Source organism: Brucella sp. MAB-22 (genome assembly GCF_025908475.1).
Lineage (GTDB): Bacteria > Pseudomonadota > Alphaproteobacteria > Rhizobiales > Rhizobiaceae > Brucella > Brucella anthropi.
In genome coordinates this window covers 1,977,377-1,999,757 of sequence record NZ_CP109781.1, presented here as the reverse complement: position 1 = coordinate 1,999,757, position 22,381 = coordinate 1,977,377, and the positions used below count along the sequence as shown (strand labels likewise).

Genomic DNA, 22,381 nt, shown 5'->3' with positions numbered 1-22,381 from the left:
CCCGCTGCATAGCCAAGTGTAGTTCAGCTCTTGATAATAAGCGATAAGCAATATGTTTAAATCGATCAACCATCAGTCGACATGATGCCATATCTATACAGAACAGATGAGCTATGGTTAATAATCGCCATACATGGCTTTGGTAAAAGAGGTCGAGATGTTGAAAATTGCATTGCTGGCAGGCAGCCTGACACTTCTTGCAGCACCATCGTCTTTCGCCGACGAACAGACAATCGAAGGCGTGGGCCTCGGCAGGGAAATCACCTGCACCTCCGGCGATGTCGGGATTTACGGTGCGGAAAATAACGTCAAGCTCAAGGGAGAATGCGGCCATGTCACCATACATGGCGTTTCTCATACAGTGACGTTCGAAAACGCCCGGAAGCTTTCGGTATCCGGCACGGACAACACGGTTTCGGGCGGAGCAACGCAAAATCTGATCGTTGAAGTGTCGAACAATCAGGTAACCGCCACCTTGAAGAAAGGAACGGATCCTTCAATTCTGGAGGTTTCCGGCGCGGAGAATATCGTCAACGTGAAGGTCGATGGGCCTTCGCAGTTCGATGTCAGCGGCGCGAACCATCAGGTGACCTGGTCGCTTGCAGGCGGTTCCGCCGAACCGACGATCTCGATCTCCGGCGCCGATAACGATGTAACCAAGGCTGAATGAAAATGATCTGCGCGGCACCGTGGTCTGGCGCCGCGCAGATTATCGATTTCAGGCTGCCAGCGAAGCCATATCGATGACAAAGCGGTAGCGTACGTCGCTCTTCAGAACGCGTTCATAGGCTTCGTTGATCTCCTGAATGTTGATCTTCTCGATTTCCGAAACGATGTTGTGCTGGCCGCAGAAGTCCAGCATTTCCTGCGTTTCCTTGATCGACCCGATCATCGATCCTGCAAGCGACTTGCGGCCGGGAATGAGCGAAAACGCATGCACCGGCACCATGTCTTCGGGAACGCCAACGACAACCATCGTTCCGTTTACCTTAAGCAGGCCAAGATAGGCATTCCAGTCGATGGCGACGCCAACCGTGCAGATGATGAGATCGAACGATCCTGCCAGCTTTTCGAAAGTGGTCGCGTCGCTGGTCGCATAATATTCATGAGCGCCGAGCTTGAGGCCATCTTCCTTCTTGGAAAGTGACTGGCTTAGAACCGTAACATGCGCACCCATGGCATTGGCGAGTTTGACGCCCATGTGTCCGAGTCCACCCATGCCGACGATCGCCACACGCTTGCCGGGACCTGCATTCCAGTGACGCAGCGGCGAATAGAGGGTGATGCCTGCACAGAGCAACGGTGCTGCCGCATCGAGCGGAAGATTGTCAGGCATGGAAAGGACATAGCCTTCCTTGACGACGATATGGTCGGAATATCCGCCCTGCGTCCGCGCCTTTCCTTCGGTGTCGAAGGTGTTGTAGGTCTGGATGAGGCCCGGAAGATAATGCTCATTGTCGACATCCCGGCTGGCGCAGCCAACACAGGAATCCACGAAACAGCCGACGCCTACCTTGTCGCCGACCTTGAACTTGGTAACCGCATCACCGACCGCGGTGACGACACCTGCGATTTCGTGCCCCGGAACGATGGGATAAACTGCGTTCTTCCATTCATTGCGGACGGTATGGATGTCGGAATGGCAAACGCCGCAATACTGGATCGAGATGACCACGTCATCTGCATTGGGCTCGCGCCGTTCAAAAGTGAACGGAACCAACGGCTCATCTGCATCCGTAGCAGCGTAACCTCTTGCTATGGCCATGATAGACTCCATTTATTGGATTGGGGAAGCAGGCAGAATATGCCGGAAGCAAGGGCAGAAGCGGTAGACCGATCCTGCAAGCTTCTTGCACGATCCTGCAAAACTGCCTGCTTCACGATTGCCGATGCATGCCTGCCTGATCAATAATTGCTGTATTCTATCTCATCTGAAGCGGATCACCTATGACGTCACTGAACGACACCTACGAGGAACTTGCCGCGCTGGCGGAGCGTTTCACCGCACAGGACGGTGAATACCGAACGCCGATCGAAGGTCTGGGGATCAGCAGGCGGACGACGCCGAGCATACCGTGCCACAGCAGCTATCGGCCCTGTCTCGCCATGGTGTTGCAGGGCGCGAAATCCCTGCGTCTCGGCTCCGAGACGATCAATTATACCAAGGGCGAATATCTGGTGACGTCGCTGGACCTGCCCGTCACATGGCGGGTGGTCGAAGCTAGCCCGGAAGCACCACATCTGTGTCTGGCGCTTGCCATCGACAGCGAAAAGCTCACCGACCTGATCGGGCGCGCCGACGTTCGCAGGCACGTGATGGCAGATGGCGATCAATGGGGCATTACCGTCAATGCAGCGCCTGCTGGACTGCTGGATGCGGCTCTGCGCCTGCTGCGCCTTCTTGACAATCCCGAGGATATTCCGGTGATGGCCCCCCTGATCGAACAGGAAATCCTTTATCGCCTTCTGACTGGTCCCGGCGGCGAGCGTTTGATCAACATCGCAACCGCCGACAGTCAGGCCAACCGGATAGCACGGGCTATCGGGTGGCTTCGGCAGAACTTCGCAGCGCCATTGCGGATTGAACAGCTTGCCGAACACGTCAATATGAGCGCGTCGTCATTTCATCATCATTTCAAGGCGATTACGGCAATGACGCCGGTTCAGTATCAAAAGCAACTGCGTCTGAACGAGGCACGCAGGCTGATGCTGGTCGAGCGTCTGGATGCTGGTACGGCTGGCCATCGCGTCGGCTATCAAAGCCCGTCGCAGTTCAGCCGCGAATATAGCCGCTTCTATGGAAACCCGCCGATGCGTGACATCGAAGCGGCTTAGATAGCAGAACGGCGGAACTTTCGTTCCGCCGTTCTATTGTTAGTGCCCTTGGCTGTTGCGGACCGCCGCGACATCTGTCGCCTTTACCGGTCCTGCACTGTTACCCCATGCCGAGCGGACGAATGTTGCCAGTTCGGCGACTTCATCATCCGACAGGCGGTCGGCATAACCCTGCATCACCAGACGCATCGGACGCTTCGCCGTGGACGGAACCTCGGCGCCATGCAGGATGATCGAGATCAGCGGTTTCGTCTCCGAACCTGTCACAAGATCATTACCGGCAAGCTCAGGAAAGATTTCCGGCGCGCCCTTGCCCGTCACGAAGTGGCAGGCGGCGCAGTTATCGATGTAGAGACGTGCGCCCAGAGGCATATCCGGAGAAGCTTCCGTCAGCATCTTTGTCGTTGCTTCACCGGCCGCATCGGCCGGAGCCGCTGGCAGCGCCATCGACGCCTTTGAAGCGAAGCTCTGCGGCACTTCGACAGCCGCACCGTCGATCCCCTTCAGGAAAGCGGCCATCGCCAGATTGTCTGCATCGGTGAGATGCTGCAGCGAATGCTCGACAGCGAGGCCCATTTCGCCATTGGCTGTTGAATGGGAATTGCGGCCTGTTGCGAGATAGGTTGCCAGCTCCTCGATGGACCATTTCTGCGGAGCGGAATTGGCACCGCGCAGAGACGGCGCATTCCAGCCATCGACAACACCGCCGATGAGGAAGTCCTTGTCACCGACCTGCGTGCCGCTCTGCGCCATCAGCGGATTGCGTGGGCTGTGGCAGGCAGCACAGTGTGCCGGTCCTTCGACCAGATACTGTCCGCGATCCTCTGCTTCCGACTTGCCGGCGGCCTTGAAGCCCGCTTCTTGGCCGAGAGCCAGCCAGTTCCAGGCGCGAATGCCAAAACGCATGTTGAACGGGAAGCCGAGCTTGGTTTCCTGAACGACATTGTTCACCGGCTCCACCTGATGCATGAAATAATCATACAGAGCGCGGACATCTTCTTCCGTCAGCTTGCGATAGTTCTCATATGGCATTGCTGGATAAAGATGCGAGCCGTCGGCACGAATGCCATCATAGAGAGCGGCGCGAAACTGATCGAGTGTCCAGTTTCCAATGCCGGTTTCCTTATCCGGAGTGATGTTGGTCGTCCAGATCGTACCCATCGGGCTTGCAATCGGGCGGCCACCGGCAAAGGGCTTGCCGCCTTCCGCCGTATGGCAGGCCATGCAGTCGGAGGCATACATGACATATTCGCCCTGCCCTTCGGCAGGCTTCCAGTCTGCGGCCAGTTCCTTGGTCGGTTTAGTCAGTTGTACCGGCACGAAGATGAAGGCCAGCAGTGCGACAATACCGATGACGACCAGAGCGCCGATTATGCGAAGAAAAGTTTTCATCACCATTCTCCTCAGATCAGCGGACGCGGATTGGACAGATATTGCGTGCGGATCGCATGCGCAGTCGAATAGGCAAGCCCGCCGAGCAGGCCTGTCGGATTGTACTGCGTGTTCTGCACGAAATTGCCCGCGCCGGTCATGAACACATTGTGCTTGTCCCATGCCTGCGAGTAGCGGTTGACCACGCCCTCCCGCGGGTTTTCCGACATGCTATGGCCACCCGTATTGTGCGTCGTCTGATAGGGACGCACGTCATATTGCGCGCCTTCCTTCTTGAAGGACGACTGCATCAGGTCCGGGTTCATCGTCTTGGCCAGTTCTTCCATCTTGGTCTTCATGTACTGGGTCATCCGGATATCATTCGGATTCCAGTTGAAGGTCATGCGCATGAGCGGGCGACCGTGACGATCCTTGTAGGTTGGGTCCAGATCGAGATGGTTAGTCCTGTAAGCCATATGCGAGCCATGGCTGCCGATGGACATGGCATGGCCGTACCATTCGGCAATGGCCTTCTTCCATGCACCGCCCCAGCCCGGCGTACCGGACGGCAGTGGCATACTGCGGATCGGCTGGCCGTTGGTCTGGCCTGCGCGCCAGTACGAACCGCCGATGAAGCCTTCTCGTCCGAAATCGATCTGGTTGACACCGAAATCGTCGATGCACATGCCGTTCGCGCCGGTGCCGATGAACGGATTGAACTCTTCATCCTTGAAGAAGAGCGTCACGCCGCCATTCATCTGATAGGCATAATTACGACCGGTCACACCTTCGCCCGTTGCCGGATCGTATGGCTGGCCGATGCCGGAAAGCAGCGCCAGATGCACGTTGTTGAGCGAGAAGGACGCAAGAATAACAATATCTGCGGGCTGGAACACTTCCTCCTGCGTCGCCTCGTCGAAATAGGTCACGCCCGTAGCCGTCTTGCCGTCTGGCGCCATCTCGACACGCAGAACTTCCGACTCCGTGCGATAGGAGAAGTTCGGCATGCGCTTCAGCGCATCGAGGATTGCTGTCTGAGGCGAAGACTTGGAATACTGGTAGCAGCCGAAGCGCTCGCAGAAACCGCAATGGTTGCACGGTCCCATCTGCATGCCATATTCATTGACATAGGCCGTCGACGCGATGCCGCCGGGCGACGGGAACGGATGATACCCCATGCCCTGCGCGGCATCGGCAAACTTCCGGCCGTCCCAGGTCGTGTGCATCGGTGGCATGGGATAGTCGTTTGAGCGCCATCCCTCAAACGGATTACCGCCTTGGGCGATCTTGCCCTTGAGGTTGCCAGCCTTCCCGGAGATACCGGCAATACGCTCGAAACGGTCGAAGAACGGTTCCAACTCGTCGTAATGGATCGGATAATCGCCCAGAAGCATGTCTTCCGGAATGATCTGTTCGCCCCAGCGTTCCCTTACATAGGAGCGCAGGCGCAGCTCTTCCGGCTGCGGACGCCAGTTCAGGCCGTTCCAGTGCGTGCCCGCTCCGCCAACGCCGTTACCAGGCAGAAACGAACCAAAACTGCGATACGGCAATGCAACTTCATTCTCGTTGCGTCGGATCGTGACCGTCTGCTGGCTGGCGCGCTGCATCAGCTTGAGGCGCACACCATATTTTAGCTCGTCGATCATGTTGGGATACTTGAAATCGGGGACCGTGTTCTGGTCGTGACCGCGCTCAAGCGCAACGATTTCAAGCCCTTCCTGAGCCAGTTCCATGGCCAGAATAGCGCCGGTCCAGCCGAGGCCGACAACGACCACGTCTTTTTTCTTTTCCTGACGTGCCATTGTTAAGCCCTCTCGCCCTTGATCGAAACTGGGCCTAACGGGTAGCGAACATTGTAGCGTTCGACCCATTCCTTGTAGCTGCCGCGCGCGCCGGGGAAGCCGATATAGCTCCAGGCCTGCATGCCGTGATTGCCGCCATACATCGGATCGGCGAAATAGCCTTCCTTGGTGTTCTGCAACAGGACTGTGAAGAAGTCGCGCAGTTCAGGCTGCAAACCGACCTCCCCCTTCTGCAGCGAGGTCAGCGCCGCATCTTGCTGTTCCGCCGTCAAGGCCGAGAACGCAGCGCCATGCTTCTGCTCGCACCACGCATTGAAGGCAGGAATACCCTGCCTGTAAATCTGCGCAGGGTTGAGCGGCGTCTGCCAGCCGCGCGTCGGATCGGCGGACGCATCGTGGGGACCAACCATGTACCAGTCATCCGCGCGACCGTAATCACCGGCAAGCTGGAGATCGATGAAGACAGGAACACGGGCTTCGATAGCGCCTGGACCATCGCCTTCAGACGGGATCAGTCTTGCCGTTGCGGCGAGAATGAAAGCCCATTCGACTTCATTGAAATATTGACGTTCATATTCTTCGAGTGGAACCGGGGGAGTTTGTGGTTCCGCTTTAGCTGAGACAGCGAGCCCTGAAAGCATCACGCTTGCCGCGGAGGCTTTCAGAAAACTGCGACGACTCGGATATCCGGGAAGGTCGGTCATTGTCGTTTCCTGCCGATTAGGTGGGTAAGACTTTTGGAGGTGTTTCCGAGAAAATTCCACGATACGCAGATGAGAAACATACGCTCTGGATACACAAGCCTCCAGAATTGTTCAAACAACTTGTACCCTAGTTGTGCATAACCAACCTGCGTTCGCTATAAGACTAGAGCCTTAGCGCAATCCGAAAAGGCCCGGAGAATGACGAAAATCCGGTCGAATGACGCCGAGGCGCGGGCAGTTTTCACAATCACGTGAAGACAATCCCTGCCCGCCACATATTGCCCGGTCTTGCAGTTACGATCACCCATCAAAGCTGAATTGGGTTCGCCTGACCGGAACCGGCAGCAGCTTTTCACGTTGAAAGCGATGGCCGGAAGTGGCCATTATGGTGCTGTCGCGGTTTGCACGCGACTGGAGTGAAACGAAGGGAGGTCAGAAAAATGAAGGCACGCACAGCGACTGTCGGTGATCTTGAAAGCGTTTTTCACGACCTTTCGAGGCGTATGGCGATCGAATATATCGCCGCCGGCAAGGATACTAAAGCCGCTTATGACAACCTGATGATGAACCTGCGGGAAGGCCGTGCACATGCTTTGCTGCAGGACGGCAAGGTGGTTGCTATCATCGCCTGGCATGAGGGCGACGGTGCCACCGATACGCTTTTTGCGGCGAAGGAAGAATTTTTCAACCGAAATACCGTGCGTTTCTGCAAGCAGCATATCCGGCAGATCCAGGCTTTGGCCGGTGATCTGCCAATCCATTCACGAAGCTGGCTCGACCGATCCGACATCGTAAAATGGTTCAAGATCATTGGTTACCAAGAAAAAGGAACCGACAATGGTGCCCGCCTCTTCGAACTGCCTGCCCGCCGTGACGGCATAGTTGCAGCATGACACCTCGCCACCGGAGCAAGTTCCGGTGGCGTTTCTATCCCTCGCCTGTTTGAAGCAACAACCGAATTCCGTTTTTCGTTTTCTGTGAATACAAAGTAAAATCAAAGACATAAAATAATTACTGGAGCCAATTGCGAGTCTCGCATGAGTTGCGGGGAAAGATCGCTTCTTTCAAGCCTTTAACGCATTCCTGACGATTAGCCGTTATTTGGAAAGATGACTGCCATTCGGGGGAAATCATGGCTTGGAAATTCATGCTTGCAAGTGCCGTTCTTGCCGTAACTCGAACGATGCCGAGGGGTTTCGTTGCGCCCACGGGACCAGCTGTGGTCTCCGATAATGCAATGGAAATGGAACTGAAACCCGCACCGATCAATCCTGACTGGGTGCTGGACGGCACTCCGCAGGCGCGCTCCAGCGAGCAATCAGCAAGCCGGGACGGAGCCGCCTATACGGCCATCTGGGATTGCACCGCAGGCACTTTCCGCTGGTATTTCGGCTGGGATGAAACCGTCTATATTCTGGAAGGTGAAGTGCACGTTACCGACGCTGACGGCGGCACGCGCACCTTGCGGGCTGGCGACGTTGCCTATTTCCGGGGCGGCACATGGGCAACCTGGAAAATCGACAATTATCTGCGCAAGGTCGCCTTCATGCGGCGCACTTTGCCTGCACCCGCTTCGTTCCTCTATCGCGCCAGCGACGCGGTGAAACGGCGGCTAGGACGCCGCAAGAGCGGCGCGCTGAACTGATTACCGGTTTGTGATCGGGATGGGCGCCGCATCCGCGCCCATCACGTTGACGAACAGTCCGATATTTCAGTATAAATCAATGACGGCTTTCGCCGTACATGATGGGAATGGGGTTCTCCCGAAACTGCCAGCAATTGGCTGATGACTCCTGCTTGAATTGAAACAGGAGAAGAGTGCGTCGCAAGACCTCTCGAAGTGAGATATTCTATCGAATTTCCAGACGTCACCGACTAATCTCTATCCATTATTGAAATGGACACAGAACAATGCAAGCAACCCTCATGGTAGCGCTCGGTGGAGCGATCGGAAGTGTCGCGCGGTATTGGCTGGCCCTCTTGATGCTGCCGATAAGCCGCGAACTTCCCTGGGGCACCATCGTCATCAATATTGCCGGCTCTTTTGCAATCTCGTTCTTCGGTGCGCTGACACTGGAGCAAGGCCGTTTTCCCATACCGGAAATCTGGCGCCTCGCCTTCATGGTCGGCGTGTGCGGTGGCTTCACCACTTTCTCGTCTTTCAGCCTGCAAACGATGGATCTTCTGCGCGCTGGACAACCCGGCAAAGCCCTGTTCAATATCGGTTTTTCGGTTGTGCTTTGCCTGATCGCCGTGTGGCTCGGGCTGCTTGCCGCAGAACGCTTCAATGGTGGTATCGAACAGGTTGCGCAGAATGTAATCGAAGAAGAAGCATCATAAGCTTCACATACGATTGCAACAGCAACGGTCGGTGTTAACGCGTGCCGTCCGGCTGTGGGCGCACAACGCGCTCTAAATATTTGTTTTCACGCGCATCTTATCCGAAAACCGTTTCACACTTTTCGGGATGAGCTCTAATGGACGCACGTGTGAAAGTGGCCCGGCTTTCAGATCCACGGCTCATATGAAAACACCCTCCATTTGCTATATTATGCAAATAAAAAATGAAGATATATTGACTTTGACGACTTTCATTTACTTAAAACGAATCAATTACTGGCCATAAATTAAGTTTTATGATATGTTTTACCTATATTATATTTTAGGATTTATAAATATGGGACTTGATACATTCTCTGTTCTTCAATCTCTTGCATTGTTTGCAGTCGTAATAGTGATAATGTTCATGATATTTATCGGCATAAATACCAATGGAACATTGTGATTTAATCACGACCTGCTTCACTGGAACGTATCTGGAAAAATGTGAAACAATTTCCGGGACAAAAGAAGACAGAACACTTGCTATAGCTCCGGAAAATATGTGCGACGCGACCTCTCAACGCTTTCCGTCACTAAATTTCTCGGTTGCGAAATCCAGGAAACTCCTGAGCTTGGGCGTCATCTGTCGATCTGAAGCATAAAGCGCATGCAGGGCGCGCGATGGGGGTTCGTATTCAGGGAGAAGCCGGATCAGCTTTCCTGACGATATCTCATCGGCAACCAGTTCATACGGTTGAAAGAGGATGCCCATACCAGAAAGCGCTGCAGCACGCAGTGCTTCACCGCTGTTGGCACAGAAACGACCTGTGATTGAAATAGTCACCTCTCCTTCCGGCCCAATGAATGACCAATGAGTGCGGAGCGATGAATGCGTGAAGATCAGGCATTCATGTTCGACCAGATCCTGCGGTGTCTTCAGGCTGCTTGCAGAATCCATATAGGCAGGCGCAGCACATAGAATAAGGCGATAGGGCGCAAGACGCTTGGCGATAAGGCTGCTGTCGGGGAGATCGCCAGCACGAAAAATCACGTCAAACCCCTCCTCCACCAAATCGACATTTCGGTTCGTAAGATTGAGGTCTACCGACACCTCGGGATGCCGCCTGAGATATTCCGAAAGTTCGGGCGCAAGCGCATGGCTTCCAAAAGTCACCGGAGCACTGACGCGAAGCCTTCCCCTTGGTTCAGACCTTGTCTCCGCCATCAATGCTTCGGCAAGGTCCATTTCCGCCAGAATGTTCTTCGCGCGCTCGTAGAACACTTGCCCGCTATCAGTAAGGCTTTGCCGACGCGTCGTCCTTGTCAGCAGTCTTACACCCAGTCCGAGCTCCAAGGCACGTATCTGCTTGCCGGCAAGCTGTGACGACATCTCCAACTCGTGTGCCGCCGACGAGATGGACCCGGATTCGACTGCCTTTACGAAGACTCTCATGCCAGTCAACCGATCCATTACAAACAATCCGTTTCTATTATTGAAAAGTATGAACCATTTTATCCTCAGTGTTTCATAACTACAATATGCATGAAGCTGCCATTATCCCGCGATCGACCGGGACAGCACCATTTAGAAGGAAAGGCACCAAGCCATGCAACCCGTCTCTGATACAACAAGCACCGCGATCCGTCCCAGCGCACAGCAACCAACTGTAGTCCTCGTGCATGGAGCATGGGCCGATGGATCGACGTGGAGCCGACTGATCTCCCTGCTGCAGGAAAAAGGCGTGAATGTCGTAGCCGTACAGAACCCGTTGACCTCCCTGGAGGACGACATCGCGACCACCCGGCGCGCGCTTGAAAGACTGCAAGGCCCTGTTGTGCTGGTCGGCTGGTCATATGGTGGAGCCGTGATTACCGAAGCCGGCCAGAACGACAATGTGAAAGCACTTGTTTATGTGGCGGCCTTCGCGCTTTCCGAAGGTATGTCGGTCAACCAGACGGCCAAGGATTACCCGCCCCCTTCCGGTTTTAATCACGTCCAAGCCGACGAGGATGGCTTCCTGACATTGACATTGGAAGGTGTGCAGCAGCATCTTGCTCAAGACGTCGCGCCTGCACAAACCAAGGTGATATTCGCTACACAGCACCCAACCCACGTCAGTAGTTTCGATGGCAAGGTGTCCGTGGCTGCGTGGACGACGAAACCGTCCTGGTATGTGGTGAGTGAACAGGATCGCATGATCCAACCAGATCTCCAGACAGCAATGGCGCAGAAAATCTCCGCAAAGGTGACTACTCTGCCAGCCGGGCACGCACCGCACATTTCCCAACCGTCGGAAGTCGCAGAAGTTATTCTTGAGGCGATTGCCCATGTTACCCAGTAAAGAGAAGTTCGCTTCAGAACAGGCCACCACCACACGAAGCCTGCCCCCAAACCGGGGCGGCTTTTTGCGTCTTACCAGAAATGTTGATGGAAGCAGGCTCTGGACCGTGCAGCTTGCACCGAAGCACCCGTTGCTCGCAACCGGAGTAACGCGATCGGCTTCGGTTTGGAAACGATAGGCGGCGGCTAGTGCCAGCGTTTAGATTTTATACTGAAATGGCGGAGGGGGTGTCTGTCATTCGAACTTATGAGTAATTCCGAGTAATTCCGATAACTCAATAAAATCAATAATTTCGTATCATTTTCGTGCCGGTCATCTGCGCTTAGTTCCGATGGGTTCCGACATGCATTTGTGGGTAGGTATGTGGGTACCAAAGTATACTTTTGGTTCTACTCTCATAAACTCAAAAATGGTGTACGTGAAATTCTTTCATTTTCAATAGACTCAAGCATCTCAACAGCTTAATATCACTACTTCTAATCCCATTTTTTGAGGTCTGAAATGGCCAGCGTCATCAACAGATTAAGCGCCGCAATGGTCGCCAAAGCACTTCCCGCAGGCATGTATAATGATGGCGGCGGGCTGTATTTGCAGGTCGCCAAGGGCGGCACCAAGTCTTGGATTTTCCGCTTCATGCTTGCTGGCCGTGCCCGCGAAATGGGACTTGGCTCCATCCACGATTTTTCACTTCGGGAAGCCCGGGAACGGGCGCGAGAAGCTCGGCAACTTACGGCGGATGGAATAGACCCAATTGAGGCACGCCGAGAACGCCAAGCCACCACGCGAGCGAAGGCCGCGAACGAAATCTCCTTCGCGGATGCCGCCGAACGCTACATCAAGGCGCACGCGGCAGGCTGGAAAAATGCCAAGCACGCGGACCAGTGGCGCAACACCCTCAAAACCTACGCCTACCCCGTCATCGGCTCCCTATCAGTCGCCAGCATCGACACCGCCCATATCACTAAAATCATCGAGCCGATCTGGGCAGAAAAAACCGAAACCGCGAGCCGTGTACGCGGACGTATTGAGTTGGTGTTGGATTGGGCCAAAGCGCGCCATTACCGGAACGGCGAAAACCCTGCTCGTTGGCGCGGCCACCTAGACAAGCTGCTTCCCGCCCGGTCCAAGGTTTCCAAAGTTCGGCATCACCCAGCCATGACGTACACCGACCTCCCCTCCTTCATGCCCCGGCTCCGAGAGGTATCGGGCATAGCCGCCCGCGCCCTTGAGTTCACAATCCTCACCGCTGTCCGCACGTCCGAAGCCATCGGCGCAACCGACGCCGAGTTCGACTTAGTCGAGAAGGTCTGGACGATCCCGGCAGAGCGCATGAAAGCGGATAAGCCGCACCGCGTCCCTCTTTGCGACCGCGCCGTAGAAATCCTGCAATCAACGCCGAGGGAAGCCCACAGCCCTTACGTGTTCCCCGGCGCGAAACGAGGTAAGCCGTTGAGCAACATGGCAATGCTAGAAGTTCTTCGAGGAATGGACGGCACTGAGGGACTAACCGTTCATGGCTTTCGCTCCACATTCAGGGATTGGGCGGCGGAGCGTTCCAGCTTCCCTCGCGAGATTGCCGAAGCCGCGCTCGCCCACACCGTCCGCGACAAAACCGAGGCGGCATATCAGCGTGGCGACATGCTGGAAAAGCGACGCAGGCTCATGAGCGCGTGGGCTGACTACGTTTCCACGACTCCTGCATCCGGCAACAATGTATTGGCGATTGGTAAATTATAGCGAGTAAAAAACGACGCAAGAACTGCACTGTCAGAAATTAACGATAGTAGGCGAAACAAGCAGCGGTAGCCGCCATTTCGTTGAACGTAACCTGTCGTTGCGATAAATTTGAATGGGTAATGCCTATGGGGGGGCACCATGCAACAGGCACAAACACACCTCTATTTCAGTATTCGCCCATCTTTGATTGCGTGGATTTCCGCTGGAATAATCGCTTTACTAGTATTTCTGCACTCCGTGGTCATGGTGTGCTGGTACACAAAAGCTTGTGGCATTGCGATGGAGCCGATTAATCGCGTCGGCCATATGTTTGACCTCAACCGAGAAATGAACGTTCCGACGTGGTTTTCTGTACTTCAGCTATTTGCAACCGCCTGCGCGCTCGCATTGGTCGCGTGGGTCCAGCGCCTCAAATCACTTCCTTCGACTGCGTGGTGGGGCTTGTCAGCGATCTTCTTCTATATGTCGCTCGACGAGGGAACGGACATGCACGGCTTATGGCGAGCGGATAATTACGCCATCCCCGGCACCGCCCATCCATTTTTCTCATGGATCATTCCGGCTGCTTTCGTTGTGATCGTTGTCGGAGTTATTTTCGTCCGCTGGTTATTCGCACTGCCCCGACGCACAGCAAGCCTGTTCGTCCTTGCAGGAGCGGTTTTTGTGACCGGCGCTCTGGTCTTCGAGGGTATTGGAGCGTTCTTGGCTGACGAAACCTTTTTCAATGCGTCCTACCTCGTCGTTTCAACAATCGAAGAGACGCTGGAAATGTCGGGCGTTCTAATTATGCTTTTCGCAGTGCTCGAATATCTGGAAGACCAAGGCGTTAGGCTTGCGCTCGCCCCCGAGCCATACGACTGAAAAATTCACACAAAATTTGCGAGGGACATGGTCAGGCAGATGGGGGGTGGCATCCGGCGAAGTAGCCCTCGCCGTTTGCACAATGCAAAGGGGGGATGGGGCCTCGGCCTACCCAGCTTTTTGGTCGTTGAGTCGATAGCGTCCCTTGGCGACGCGAACGAATAGCGCAACATCGGGCGACTGCTTGTCGGTGCAATGGTCAGCGAGGAACTCGAAATAGCGAGGATAGGCCCAGCCGGGTGCAACCCGTCGCACATCTAAGGCGCGAAACGGCTCCGCCAGTTCCCCCTTCCGCACGGCCATGCAGACTGCCGAATAAATGTCAGTCCCACCCAGTCCCATAATAGAACACAATAAGCAATGAAACTCGGTGGGGCAAGGCTGGACCATACCGATCTTCGCCCCGCATTCGGCGCATGGCGCGATATTTCATTCGATGGATAGAACTACCGGCAATCATTGCCGCGCTTGATGGCGGCACCATTCCGTCCCGTTTCCCGATACATTCTATCCGTGGCTAGCCATGCCATGCGACGCCCGCCCACATGCATATGGCTCAACCTCACAGCACCGTATTCCCGCGCAGTATCAATAGGGCAAGCCCTAGCGATTCTCGGAAAAAAGCCAACTGGTGGTATCACACACATTGGAGTTGACTTTTTGATACACCAGTATCACAGTCTTATAGAGTTATGTGAGACTATCGGAGTCCGTCATGTCCACCGCCGCAATCGTTGGCTACGCCCGCACATCAACCACCGACCAGAAAGCTGGACTTGAAGCCCAGCTCCGCGATCTGTCAACCGCAGGTGCTTCGCGCATATTCCAAGAGGAGTTGTCGTCTGTAGCTACCAAGCGCCCGGAGCTGGAGCGGGCGCTGGATTACGTACGCGAGGGCGACACGCTTATCGTCACCAAGCTTGACCGCCTTGCACGATCCGTCGCAGACCTCGTGGCAATTACAGAGACGCTTCGCACAAAGGGGGTGGCACTCCGCATCCTATCGATGAACCTCGACACCGCCACACCGACCGGCAAGCTGATGCTGAATTTGCTGGGGTCAATTGCCGAGTTTGAACGGGAATTGATGCTGGAACGGCAGCGCGAGGGGATCGCGAAGGCCAAAGCCGAGGGGAAATATAAGGGGCGAGCGCCGACTGCGCGGGCGAAAGCGGAGGATGTGCTGCGGCTGAAGGCCGGAGGGATGACGGCGGACGCCATCGCGACGAAGCTGGGGATCGGGCGGGCGAGTGTGTTTAGGATTTTGCGGGAGTATCTACGCTCAGATAAAAATATTTCGAACGGATCGGCGTCATAGACTCTGTAGGATATAGACCTAGGCGGCGTGGACGAATTTGAGCCAGTATCTTGCGGTAGCAATATGAACCATGCTGATGAAGCTCTCGGCGAGTTGGTCGTATCGAGTAGCAATGGCGCGGTTGATTTTCAGTCTGCCAAACATCCGTTCGATTAGGTTGCGCTGTTTATACAGCGTGCGATCATATTCAATCTTCACGCGGCGGTTTGCTCTGCCAGGAATGACGGGCTTGATATTGCGGCTGGCAAGATCATCACGAATGGCATCCGCATCATATCCCTTGTCAGCAAGAAGCGCCTGTGGCGCTTGCTCGGGTAAGCTGATCAGAGTGTCGTAAGCCTTGCAATCTGCGGCTTCGCCAACCGTCAGATGGAAGGCAAGCGGTCTTCCTCTGGCATCAGCCAGACAGTGAAGTTTACTGGTGAACCCGCCCCGCGAGCGGCCAAGAGCGCGTCGATGAATCCCCCCTTTCCGCCCGCTGCCGAAATATGGGCCCGAACTGTGGTGCTATCGATGCTGTAGTGGCCGCTGTCAGCCATGATCTCAGCGAGCGTGATCGAAACAGCCTCCCAGACCCCGGCTTCGCTCCAACGCCGAAACCGCCGATAGATCGTATTCCAATTGCCGTATTTGGGTGGGACATCCCGCCAAGGCGTCCCGCAGCGAAGTCTCCAAAGTATGCCGTTGATGATCGCACGATTTTGCTCCGGACGACGACCGCGTCCCCGATTGACTGCTTCAATCGGCAATAAATCCTTCAGAACACGCCATTCGGATTCGCTCAGATCGCCTCGGCTCATGACTGCCTCCAAAAAGCAGTCTTGAATCAAGCTGCGATCAATTCGTCAACCAATTCGTCCACGCCGCCTAGTAGGGCATTTCCCCATCTGAATGAATCGAAGGGGCTGTGATAACTAGTTCGAGCCTGATCACACTGCCTGCGGATGGAGGTCGCTCACAATGCCCCTTTACGGCGACCGCAATTCTCATAAAATGGAGTTCGCCCTTACTAAGTATGACTTGGTTGGTTAACATCGCGAATGCACCTTGTTCAAACTGCGTAACGCCCGGTCAGCAAAAGGCGTAATCATTAGCAAGAGGTCATTGTATCGCTTTCTTATTCGGCACGATTAAACTTTATAAATGACAACAGAACTGCAACCAGTAGGGTATGCATGTATGGACGCTGCATCAGGGCTAGTGGCGGCGAATGGCTCACCACAAGGTCATCACGACAACGGCGCTTGTTGCCACGCTGCGAGACACAGGGCTGTTTGGGCCGCTTGTCGTCGGCGGATCAAACCAATGGTAAGCGGCATGAAGCTCATATTCATGTCGCCAATACAGTTCAGGCTCCAATCTCAAAGAAAAAGTGTTCTCCAAACTGGAAACCCTTCTGCAAAAATCCGTAAACCGGACCGTCCGCGCGCTGGCAAGATGAGAATGAAAAATGTTAAACTCATCATCTCATAGGAATCTCAAAGCGACTTCTTATCCTCCGGCACAATCCAAAATTAAATGGAAGCGCTTCAATATAGTCACCCCATAATTGCAAATATAAATTCAAATACCTAGCCACAAGTAAAGTTCCCCTATGTAAACAGCAAAATCTCTGTTTTCCAATGCGCCGCCTTTATGTATTACACCAGAAACATTATTATCAGTATCAAGCAACGGACCGCCCGACATACCTTGTGCGAGTTTCTGAGTGACTTCAATATAATTAACAGCGGACTTAACAGGGCGCGAACTCACCGTACCTGGACGAATGTTTAATTTATCGCCGGGACCAAATCCAGGATACCCTGCGGCAATCAGTTCTTCACCAATCTGGGCGTCTTTGAGCGATCTTTGTAGTTCAAAGTATTCAACGCTCGGTATATTGTGTTCAATAATAGCCAAGTCCCTATGAGAGCAAATACTCTTTATTTTTCCAGAAAATTTATTTGAGGGTTTGGAAGGGTGATATACTTCAATTTCAGTTGAACCTTCAACACAGTGTGCAGCAGTAACCAAACCAACTGACTCTAAAAAGAACGCGCTGCCTTGGCACATTTCTCCATCAAAATGTTCAATAACCCAAACAGCCCGATCCCTCATCTCTGCCTGCGTTGGTTGAATTTTTATCGTCGATTTAGCGAAGGATCTATTGAATCGAGCAGCCAGCCCGCGAAAAATAGGATCAGACACTCCTTTAATGTGGCCAAGCCAAGCAATCTTACCGCGCAAATAATCTTCTATATTCGCATTGGAAGAAAATCTTGACATTAACTCCTTTTGCGCATCCTTCAGACCAATAGTTTCAATCTTATACAGAGCGGCTCTAACATTCCGAATGAATTTTCTGTCGATATTTAATACTTCATTGACCCGAATACCAGTAACTGTTCTTCGTGAGTGCTTGTCCGCATAATGAGCTTTGTTGTCGTTCAACGTGAATCCGTTGGAAGTAAACAAGTTTCTTAATCCTTCCGAAAGCTGAATTACCGGAAAATGCCCTGCTCTTGGAACAGATTCTGCAAAGAGAAGACTTAAAGGCTGATGGCTTGAAAAAGTTATATCGTCAGCATATCTCGTGTATATACATCTCGTCCGCTTCGCAAAAGCTTGAAGATTTTTATCCAAGCGAAAACATATCATATTAGATATCAACGGACTACTTGGTGCTCCCTGTGGAAGGCAGCCATCGTTACAGCAAATCCATGTGATCGCTGCACTTACATTCTCATCAAGGCCGATTGCCTCCAAAAGACCACGCACTCGACTTTCCGTTATCGACGGAAAAAAATCCTTGATATCAATATTTAAAATATACTTTTGTTTTATGTGTGATTGCGCATTCGTCTTAACGGATCGATGTGAAACGAATCCGTGAACGGAATTCCTCGGTTTATAAATTTTCGCAAGCTGTATAGAAATTTTCTTTTGTAGCATTTTTAATCGGTAATTCGGCGAATTAATCGTTCTTTTTTTGCTTTTTCCCTTTGAAATATCGAATTTTCTATACATTCTTCCACGAAACCAACGAATTTTATTTAGCTCATTCGGAGACATCTCCAAATATGCTAATAGTTGGTTTAGATTGCTGAGAGGAAGCGGAAGGCTAACGCGCGATTGACCGCCAAATATATAAAATGGATTGTGCACGAGGTCCCCCTTCCAATCACCCCCGTTGCGCCATTACATCATGGGGCGTAACGATTCTATATTCGACGTTAGCTCTTACGCCGCAGTTACTACAGCGCGTATGCGAGGGGAGACCTCGTAGGCGCTCTCTAGCAAATTGAATTCAATTCGGAAAGATGGCATCTGTGAGCAACCAAAGATTAGCAGGTCCAGAGCGCGTTACGAAAAGAGTGAAACGGTTTTGGATAAGACGCGCATGAGAACAAATATTAGATCGGTTCCGATGATCCTGTCGAAACAGGAGCCGCCCAGTTCACGGCTGTGAAGGTTAAAAAATCAGACCGTGCCGAGCGCGTATATTTATATCCTGTCCCACGCCATCCAATCCTGGAAAAAGATTTCTGCGATCAATTCCCATACCGAACAGTGTGGATCGTAAGCGTACAGCATACTTCCCAAGTATAACTATTTTTACAAATCCGCGAATTGATTGGCTACCTGTCGTAAAAGTATTTCCAATATCAGTCCGTTGATCAAGCGGCACAAACGGCAGGTTCTTTGGTCCGTATGGATGAAATGTAAAGATAGACTTCTGCGCAGGAATACGTCGATCAATCGCAGGTGGTTGCATAGCTATCACGTTATGAGGCCCTACACTCAACACTTCTTCGGGTAAGTGCTGCGCGTCGGGGGCAATCATATATACGGCTACATCTATGTTCGCATCAGCCTGTTCTACCGCAAAGAAAAGCGCAACTAGCGGATCCTGCGACCAATCAAGCAGGCGAGTCGGGACTCCAAAATGCTGTGCGATCACACGGTCATTGCTGAAACTACGCCTTATCGGCGGAATATAGGGAAGTCCTTCACGAAAAAACAGTTCGATACACTGTTGTTCGTATAGATCGTAGCTCTTTGAAAGCGTCTCAGCACCGATATTGGGTTGCTTTCCGCGATAAAGCGCAGGAAGCAACCCCCACTGACAGTTGCCTTGTCCTCGAAAAAGATGCCGATAGCTACCGGGCTGGCTTTCGATTATTGCGAGGTAAGATGCCAACGAAGCATCTGGCAGTTCTACCGTTCTCATGTTGAAATATTCGCCCACCCAAAATTACTTCGATTCCCTCTGAATATAGCTCAAACATTAGTTCATTGAGCAGTCGTAGGAGAAGCAAAAATTTATCGTCCCATGGGTGTAACGCAACCGCTATTTCTAGTAAAAATCACAAGGTTGCCGCCGCGTCGACGTATTGATGGCGTGGAGTGTGGATCGACTATGCCGCTCGCTACAGGGCCTCGTCGCCTTCCTTTCCGCCCTCCGCGTCGATCTATTCCTCCACCCGCGGAGGATCGACACCACCACCCCGGCGGGTAAAGCTATGTTCCAGATGATGGGCGTGTTTGCGGAATTTGAGCGGGCAATGATTAGCGAGCGCGTCAAGGCAGGATTGTCCACCGCCCGCGCAAAGGGGAAAAAGCTGGGTAGACCCGGCCTTTCGGCGGTCACCGAAGCGGCAATCCTCCGTGACCTTCGCGGCGAGGCCCCGGCCTCGCTCCGCACCCTCGCGGCCAAGCATGGAGTTAGCGTCGGCACAGTGCACCGGCTAAGCCGGGAGCTTAATACCGAGCCGCTTTAAGCCGCTCCGCCAGCCCTGCCGTTGACATTTCCAAGACGGGTCTATCGACGCTCTCAGTCCAGCCCGCTTCGCTGGGGGGCCACTTGCCTTCAGCAATCAGAGCGAGACGCGCCTTAGCACGGCCAAGGCGTTCCGCCGTCTGCTTGGTTACATTCAGAGAAGCCGCAGGGGGTGGCGCTACGCGCCGGGCCTCCACCTTCCGCAGCAGCTTCAACGCCTCCAGCCGCAAATCCGTTGATTGTTCCTCATCCTCGGCCACCCCGATTAAATATCGGTGGGTGAGGTCGTAGACCCCTTGCGGCGCTTCATACTCAATAATGGCTTTCGCGGCCTCGACGCACTTGGCCTCTGCCACCTCGGTCGAGGTCATGATTTGTAACAGCGCGGCGAGTGCGGGGCTTAGGATTTCACCGGCTTCGCCGTTATCCTTTGTCATGGGGCATACCCTTTCTTTTTGTGTTCGAGCGAAGTTGGGCGGCGCGAGCACCTCATTTTCGGCAAACTGGTGCGCTCGCGCCGTAAACAGCCCTATTTTTTGGACCATACCTAGCTGACGCCAAGGGCGATTTCGTGCGCTACCCGGTTAGAGCAAATCGGTCGGGTTGGTAAAAAATATAACATTTTCAATGATATAGAACACAATCCTAACCCCTAACCGCTCTAACTTCAGTTGATTAATGGTATTGTGTTTTGCGATAGACTTTTTAGAACTATGGGTCTAACGGGTAATGTGCGGTTATACGGTTAGGATTTATTAAAACATTGATTTAATTGTCTTTTTCATATCCCTTTACCGCCGTCCGCCCGATCCAAAGCGGCTTCGGCCCATCCCACCCCAGCCTGCGCATACATGCCGCCACCCGCTTATTCTCCCGCATCGCCACCTCACGCATATCCTTCATGAGGATTTGCCCGAAGATTGCCTGCGTCGTGATCCGCTGCTTGCCCTCGGCAACCTTGGCGAACCTCGGCAGGAGCGCAGCGAGCGTATCTTCCCACGGGTCAGCTTCAACTCGCGCCTTCGCCCGCTCGGCAGCAACCGCCCAAAGATGCGCGGGGATAGTTACCGGATCAGCTTCGCCGGGTTCCGCTGCTGCCGCCTCGGCCCAAAGCAGATCACGCACTTTGCGCAACGCGGGGAGGTCAATTTTCCCGGCGCGCACTGGCCAGAACCTCCGGTTTCCGGTCGGGTCTTTCAGATATGTCGCGTCATTCGTCGTTCCGATTAGGATACAACGGCGCGGTACCTCTTCCGTTGACTTACCATAGGCTTTCCGGCCCCGATCGTGGGTTTTGGAGATAAATTGCTTTGCATACTGGACGGCTGCTTGACTTAGCCCGCTCATTTCCGGCGCTTCCACGATCCATTTCCCCCCAAGTATCTCCATGTGCTCCTTGTAGCTTTGGCGGAAATCCAGCGCGTCGGTGAAATTATCATCTCCGCCCGCCAGAACCTTTACTACCGCAGACTTCCCCAGCCCTTGATCCCCTTCCAGCACGAGCATCGCGTCAAACTTGCAACCCGGACGCCGCACACGACGCACCCCGGCAATCAAAACCGCGCGACCAATCGCCCTTGTCAGTTCATCATCCTCTGCACCGAGATATACCGAAAGCCAAGTATTTAGCCTCGGCGTCCCATCCCACGTCAGCCCATCGAGATATTCCCGCACCGGATCGAACGAATTCTCCAGTGCCAGAACTCGAGTTGCATCCTCGATGAAACCCTGCCTCGGATCGAACCCGAACCGCTCCACCACGGCATTCCGCATCTTCAGCGCGGTGTCGGAAAACGGCTCTCCGCTCGGTTTCCCATACCCCTCGAATTCTATACGGTCGTGAAATACATCATATTTCGGGCGAACGCCGAGGGAAGTGATCGCGATCTTTGCATTTGCGAGCGACGGCTCGTAATCCTCTGCATTGCCCCTGCGAATAAAACCCGGACCGTTTTTCGCGCCCGGCGTCTGTTTCCGGGTCAGTTGCGTAGCAAACGCGTCAACCGCCCTCGGCTTCGCGGGTGCAGGCGGAAGAATTTCGCCCAACCCCAAATCCTCCAAGCGCAGCGGCTTTTCACTCTTCCCTTCGTCACCCATGACGCGCACCTTTCTCACGGCTCAACAATATCCGAAGTCCCTCATAGAGCTTGTCGTACGCGCTCTGGGCGCGAGCCGTTGGTATGTCCTCGACCAATTCCAACGCATCGAAAATCAGCATCCATGCTTGGGCGAATGCATCATCGACCGGCTGCGAGCCACTGCGTCGCGCCCGAGCTTCATCCAGTGAAACAATATTATTCATCACTCACCTCCGGGGCTTCTACCTC

21 protein-coding genes, 1 pseudogene and 1 riboswitch are annotated in these 22,381 nt (G+C 53.8%); of the genes and pseudogenes, 10 read left to right on the top strand and 12 right to left on the bottom strand.

Features of this window, described 5'->3' with window-relative positions; translation table 11 throughout:
• Positions 1-157 precede the first annotated feature (157 nt).
• Positions 158-670: a DUF3060 domain-containing protein gene (locus OHI65_RS09335; protein ID WP_010658802.1), complete on the top strand. Its 513-nt coding sequence runs from the start codon at positions 158-160 to the stop codon at positions 668-670.
• 48 nt (positions 671-718) lie between these two features.
• Here the strand turns inward: OHI65_RS09335 and OHI65_RS09330 are convergent, their stop codons facing one another.
• Complete coding sequence (locus tag OHI65_RS09330; RefSeq protein ID WP_029927403.1) at positions 719-1,765, bottom strand: NAD(P)-dependent alcohol dehydrogenase; 1,047 nt, start codon at positions 1,763-1,765, stop codon at positions 719-721.
• Between the two features lie 182 nt (positions 1,766-1,947).
• Here OHI65_RS09330 and OHI65_RS09325 point away from each other — a divergent pair, with 182 nt between their 5' ends.
• Complete coding sequence (locus OHI65_RS09325) at positions 1,948-2,835, top strand: AraC family transcriptional regulator (protein WP_010658804.1); 888 nt, start codon at positions 1,948-1,950, stop codon at positions 2,833-2,835.
• Positions 2,836-2,874: 39 nt separating this feature from the next.
• Here the strand turns inward: OHI65_RS09325 and OHI65_RS09320 are convergent, their stop codons facing one another.
• Genes OHI65_RS09320 through OHI65_RS09310 form a run of 3 tightly spaced genes read right to left on the bottom strand, consistent with a single transcriptional unit; the run spans position 2,875 to position 6,712 of the window.
• On the bottom strand, positions 2,875-4,227 hold the full coding sequence (locus OHI65_RS09320; protein ID WP_125300594.1) for a cytochrome c: 1,353 nt from the start codon (positions 4,225-4,227) through the stop codon (positions 2,875-2,877).
• Between the two features lie 11 nt (positions 4,228-4,238).
• Positions 4,239-6,008, bottom strand: a complete 1,770-nt coding sequence (locus tag OHI65_RS09315; protein WP_125300593.1) for a GMC family oxidoreductase — start codon at positions 6,006-6,008, stop codon at positions 4,239-4,241.
• A gap of 2 nt (positions 6,009-6,010) precedes the next feature.
• On the bottom strand, positions 6,011-6,712 hold the full coding sequence (locus OHI65_RS09310) for a gluconate 2-dehydrogenase subunit 3 family protein (RefSeq protein ID WP_012093000.1): 702 nt from the start codon (positions 6,710-6,712) through the stop codon (positions 6,011-6,013).
• A 440-nt stretch (positions 6,713-7,152) separates the two neighbouring features.
• Between OHI65_RS09310 and OHI65_RS09305 the strand changes: the two genes are divergently transcribed.
• The 3 genes from OHI65_RS09305 (at position 7,153) to crcB (ending at position 9,052) form a co-directional block, all read left to right on the top strand.
• Entirely contained in the window at positions 7,153-7,605 is a 453-nt protein-coding gene (locus OHI65_RS09305) for a hypothetical protein (RefSeq protein WP_010658808.1), read from the top strand.
• Between the two features lie 239 nt (positions 7,606-7,844).
• A complete protein-coding gene (locus OHI65_RS09300) occupies positions 7,845-8,357 on the top strand; it encodes a cupin domain-containing protein (RefSeq protein WP_012093002.1) in 513 nt (170 codons plus the stop codon).
• Between the two features lie 94 nt (positions 8,358-8,451).
• Positions 8,452-8,515, top strand: a riboswitch (Fluoride riboswitch).
• A gap of 108 nt (positions 8,516-8,623) precedes the next feature.
• On the top strand, positions 8,624-9,052 hold the full coding sequence (crcB, locus tag OHI65_RS09295; protein WP_012093003.1) for a fluoride efflux transporter CrcB: 429 nt from the start codon (positions 8,624-8,626) through the stop codon (positions 9,050-9,052).
• Positions 9,053-9,611: 559 nt separating this feature from the next.
• Here the strand turns inward: crcB and OHI65_RS09290 are convergent.
• Complete coding sequence (locus OHI65_RS09290; protein ID WP_012093004.1) at positions 9,612-10,505, bottom strand: LysR family transcriptional regulator; 894 nt, start codon at positions 10,503-10,505, stop codon at positions 9,612-9,614.
• 136 nt (positions 10,506-10,641) lie between these two features.
• Here OHI65_RS09290 and OHI65_RS09285 point away from each other — a divergent pair, with 136 nt between their 5' ends.
• The 3 genes from OHI65_RS09285 (at position 10,642) to OHI65_RS09275 (ending at position 13,974) form a co-directional block, all read left to right on the top strand.
• Positions 10,642-11,376, top strand: a complete 735-nt coding sequence (locus OHI65_RS09285; RefSeq protein WP_125300592.1) for an alpha/beta fold hydrolase — start codon at positions 10,642-10,644, stop codon at positions 11,374-11,376.
• Between the two features lie 501 nt (positions 11,377-11,877).
• Positions 11,878-13,113 (top strand): tyrosine-type recombinase/integrase, encoded by a 1,236-nt coding sequence (locus tag OHI65_RS09280; RefSeq protein WP_151612320.1) that lies wholly within the window; start codon positions 11,878-11,880, stop codon positions 13,111-13,113.
• Positions 13,114-13,251: 138 nt separating this feature from the next.
• A complete protein-coding gene (locus OHI65_RS09275) occupies positions 13,252-13,974 on the top strand; it encodes a hypothetical protein (protein WP_264358696.1) in 723 nt (240 codons plus the stop codon).
• Positions 13,975-14,082: 108 nt separating this feature from the next.
• Here OHI65_RS09275 and OHI65_RS09270 read toward each other — a convergent pair whose 3' ends face one another.
• On the bottom strand, positions 14,083-14,277 hold the full coding sequence (locus OHI65_RS09270; RefSeq protein ID WP_313733548.1) for a hypothetical protein: 195 nt from the start codon (positions 14,275-14,277) through the stop codon (positions 14,083-14,085).
• Positions 14,278-14,689: 412 nt separating this feature from the next.
• On the opposite strand from OHI65_RS09270, the gene OHI65_RS09265 reads away from it, so the two are divergent.
• The gene (locus OHI65_RS09265; protein WP_264358695.1) at positions 14,690-15,292 is read left to right on the top strand and encodes a recombinase family protein; all 603 of its coding nucleotides are present in this window, start codon (positions 14,690-14,692) and stop codon (positions 15,290-15,292) included.
• A gap of 18 nt (positions 15,293-15,310) precedes the next feature.
• On the opposite strand, the pseudogene OHI65_RS09260 reads toward OHI65_RS09265, so the two are convergent.
• The 3 genes and pseudogenes from OHI65_RS09260 to OHI65_RS09250 form a co-directional block, all read right to left on the bottom strand.
• Positions 15,311-16,092: pseudogene (locus OHI65_RS09260) on the bottom strand (IS5 family transposase).
• A gap of 763 nt (positions 16,093-16,855) precedes the next feature.
• Entirely contained in the window at positions 16,856-18,439 is a 1,584-nt protein-coding gene (locus tag OHI65_RS09255; protein ID WP_264358694.1) for a reverse transcriptase domain-containing protein, read from the bottom strand.
• A gap of 307 nt (positions 18,440-18,746) precedes the next feature.
• Positions 18,747-19,505, bottom strand: a complete 759-nt coding sequence (locus OHI65_RS09250; protein WP_264358693.1) for an FRG domain-containing protein — start codon at positions 19,503-19,505, stop codon at positions 18,747-18,749.
• A gap of 166 nt (positions 19,506-19,671) precedes the next feature.
• Here OHI65_RS09250 and OHI65_RS09245 point away from each other — a divergent pair, with 166 nt between their 5' ends.
• The gene (locus OHI65_RS09245) at positions 19,672-20,055 is read left to right on the top strand and encodes a recombinase family protein (protein WP_264358692.1); all 384 of its coding nucleotides are present in this window, start codon (positions 19,672-19,674) and stop codon (positions 20,053-20,055) included.
• Here OHI65_RS09245 and OHI65_RS09240 read toward each other — a convergent pair.
• The 3 genes from OHI65_RS09240 to OHI65_RS09230 all read right to left on the bottom strand — a co-directional run bounded on the left by OHI65_RS09240 (position 20,036) and on the right by OHI65_RS09230 (position 22,356).
• Positions 20,036-20,491 (bottom strand): hypothetical protein, encoded by a 456-nt coding sequence (locus tag OHI65_RS09240; protein ID WP_264358691.1) that lies wholly within the window; start codon positions 20,489-20,491, stop codon positions 20,036-20,038. The two genes, OHI65_RS09245 and OHI65_RS09240, sit on opposite strands and share 20 nt — an antisense overlap.
• A 331-nt stretch (positions 20,492-20,822) precedes the next feature.
• Complete coding sequence (locus OHI65_RS09235; protein WP_264358690.1) at positions 20,823-22,151, bottom strand: virulence-associated E family protein; 1,329 nt, start codon at positions 22,149-22,151, stop codon at positions 20,823-20,825.
• A complete protein-coding gene (locus tag OHI65_RS09230) occupies positions 22,144-22,356 on the bottom strand; it encodes a hypothetical protein (RefSeq protein ID WP_043061704.1) in 213 nt (70 codons plus the stop codon). The genes OHI65_RS09235 and OHI65_RS09230 overlap by 8 nt, the downstream gene beginning before the upstream one ends.
• Positions 22,357-22,381: the final 25 nt, after the last annotated feature.

Bases quoted from the DNA above. Each gene is read 5' to 3' on its own strand.
- OHI65_RS09315 (WP_125300593.1), bottom strand. From the start codon at position 6,008: ATGGCACGTCAGGAAAAGAAAAAAGACGTGGTCGTTGTCGGCCTCGGC.
- OHI65_RS09335 (WP_010658802.1), top strand. From the start codon at position 158: ATGTTGAAAATTGCATTGCTGGCAGGCAGCCTGACACTTCTTGCAGCA.
- OHI65_RS09310 (WP_012093000.1), bottom strand. From the start codon at position 6,712: ATGACCGACCTTCCCGGATATCCGAGTCGTCGCAGTTTTCTGAAAGCC.
- crcB (WP_012093003.1), top strand. From the start codon at position 8,624: ATGCAAGCAACCCTCATGGTAGCGCTCGGTGGAGCGATCGGAAGTGTC.
- OHI65_RS09325 (WP_010658804.1), top strand. From the start codon at position 1,948: ATGACGTCACTGAACGACACCTACGAGGAACTTGCCGCGCTGGCGGAG.
- OHI65_RS09285 (WP_125300592.1), top strand. From the start codon at position 10,642: ATGCAACCCGTCTCTGATACAACAAGCACCGCGATCCGTCCCAGCGCA.
- OHI65_RS09240 (WP_264358691.1), bottom strand. From the start codon at position 20,491: ATGACAAAGGATAACGGCGAAGCCGGTGAAATCCTAAGCCCCGCACTC.
- OHI65_RS09250 (WP_264358693.1), bottom strand. From the start codon at position 19,505: ATGAGAACGGTAGAACTGCCAGATGCTTCGTTGGCATCTTACCTCGCA.
- OHI65_RS09270 (WP_313733548.1), bottom strand. From the start codon at position 14,277: ATGGCCGTGCGGAAGGGGGAACTGGCGGAGCCGTTTCGCGCCTTAGAT.
- OHI65_RS09235 (WP_264358690.1), bottom strand. From the start codon at position 22,151: ATGGGTGACGAAGGGAAGAGTGAAAAGCCGCTGCGCTTGGAGGATTTG.
- OHI65_RS09280 (WP_151612320.1), top strand. From the start codon at position 11,878: ATGGCCAGCGTCATCAACAGATTAAGCGCCGCAATGGTCGCCAAAGCA.
- OHI65_RS09320 (WP_125300594.1), bottom strand. From the start codon at position 4,227: ATGAAAACTTTTCTTCGCATAATCGGCGCTCTGGTCGTCATCGGTATT.
- OHI65_RS09305 (WP_010658808.1), top strand. From the start codon at position 7,153: ATGAAGGCACGCACAGCGACTGTCGGTGATCTTGAAAGCGTTTTTCAC.
- OHI65_RS09290 (WP_012093004.1), bottom strand. From the start codon at position 10,505: ATGGATCGGTTGACTGGCATGAGAGTCTTCGTAAAGGCAGTCGAATCC.
- OHI65_RS09275 (WP_264358696.1), top strand. From the start codon at position 13,252: ATGCAACAGGCACAAACACACCTCTATTTCAGTATTCGCCCATCTTTG.
- OHI65_RS09265 (WP_264358695.1), top strand. From the start codon at position 14,690: ATGTCCACCGCCGCAATCGTTGGCTACGCCCGCACATCAACCACCGAC.
- OHI65_RS09245 (WP_264358692.1), top strand. From the start codon at position 19,672: ATGGCGTGGAGTGTGGATCGACTATGCCGCTCGCTACAGGGCCTCGTC.
- OHI65_RS09230 (WP_043061704.1), bottom strand. From the start codon at position 22,356: ATGAATAATATTGTTTCACTGGATGAAGCTCGGGCGCGACGCAGTGGC.
- OHI65_RS09300 (WP_012093002.1), top strand. From the start codon at position 7,845: ATGGCTTGGAAATTCATGCTTGCAAGTGCCGTTCTTGCCGTAACTCGA.
- OHI65_RS09330 (WP_029927403.1), bottom strand. From the start codon at position 1,765: ATGGCCATAGCAAGAGGTTACGCTGCTACGGATGCAGATGAGCCGTTG.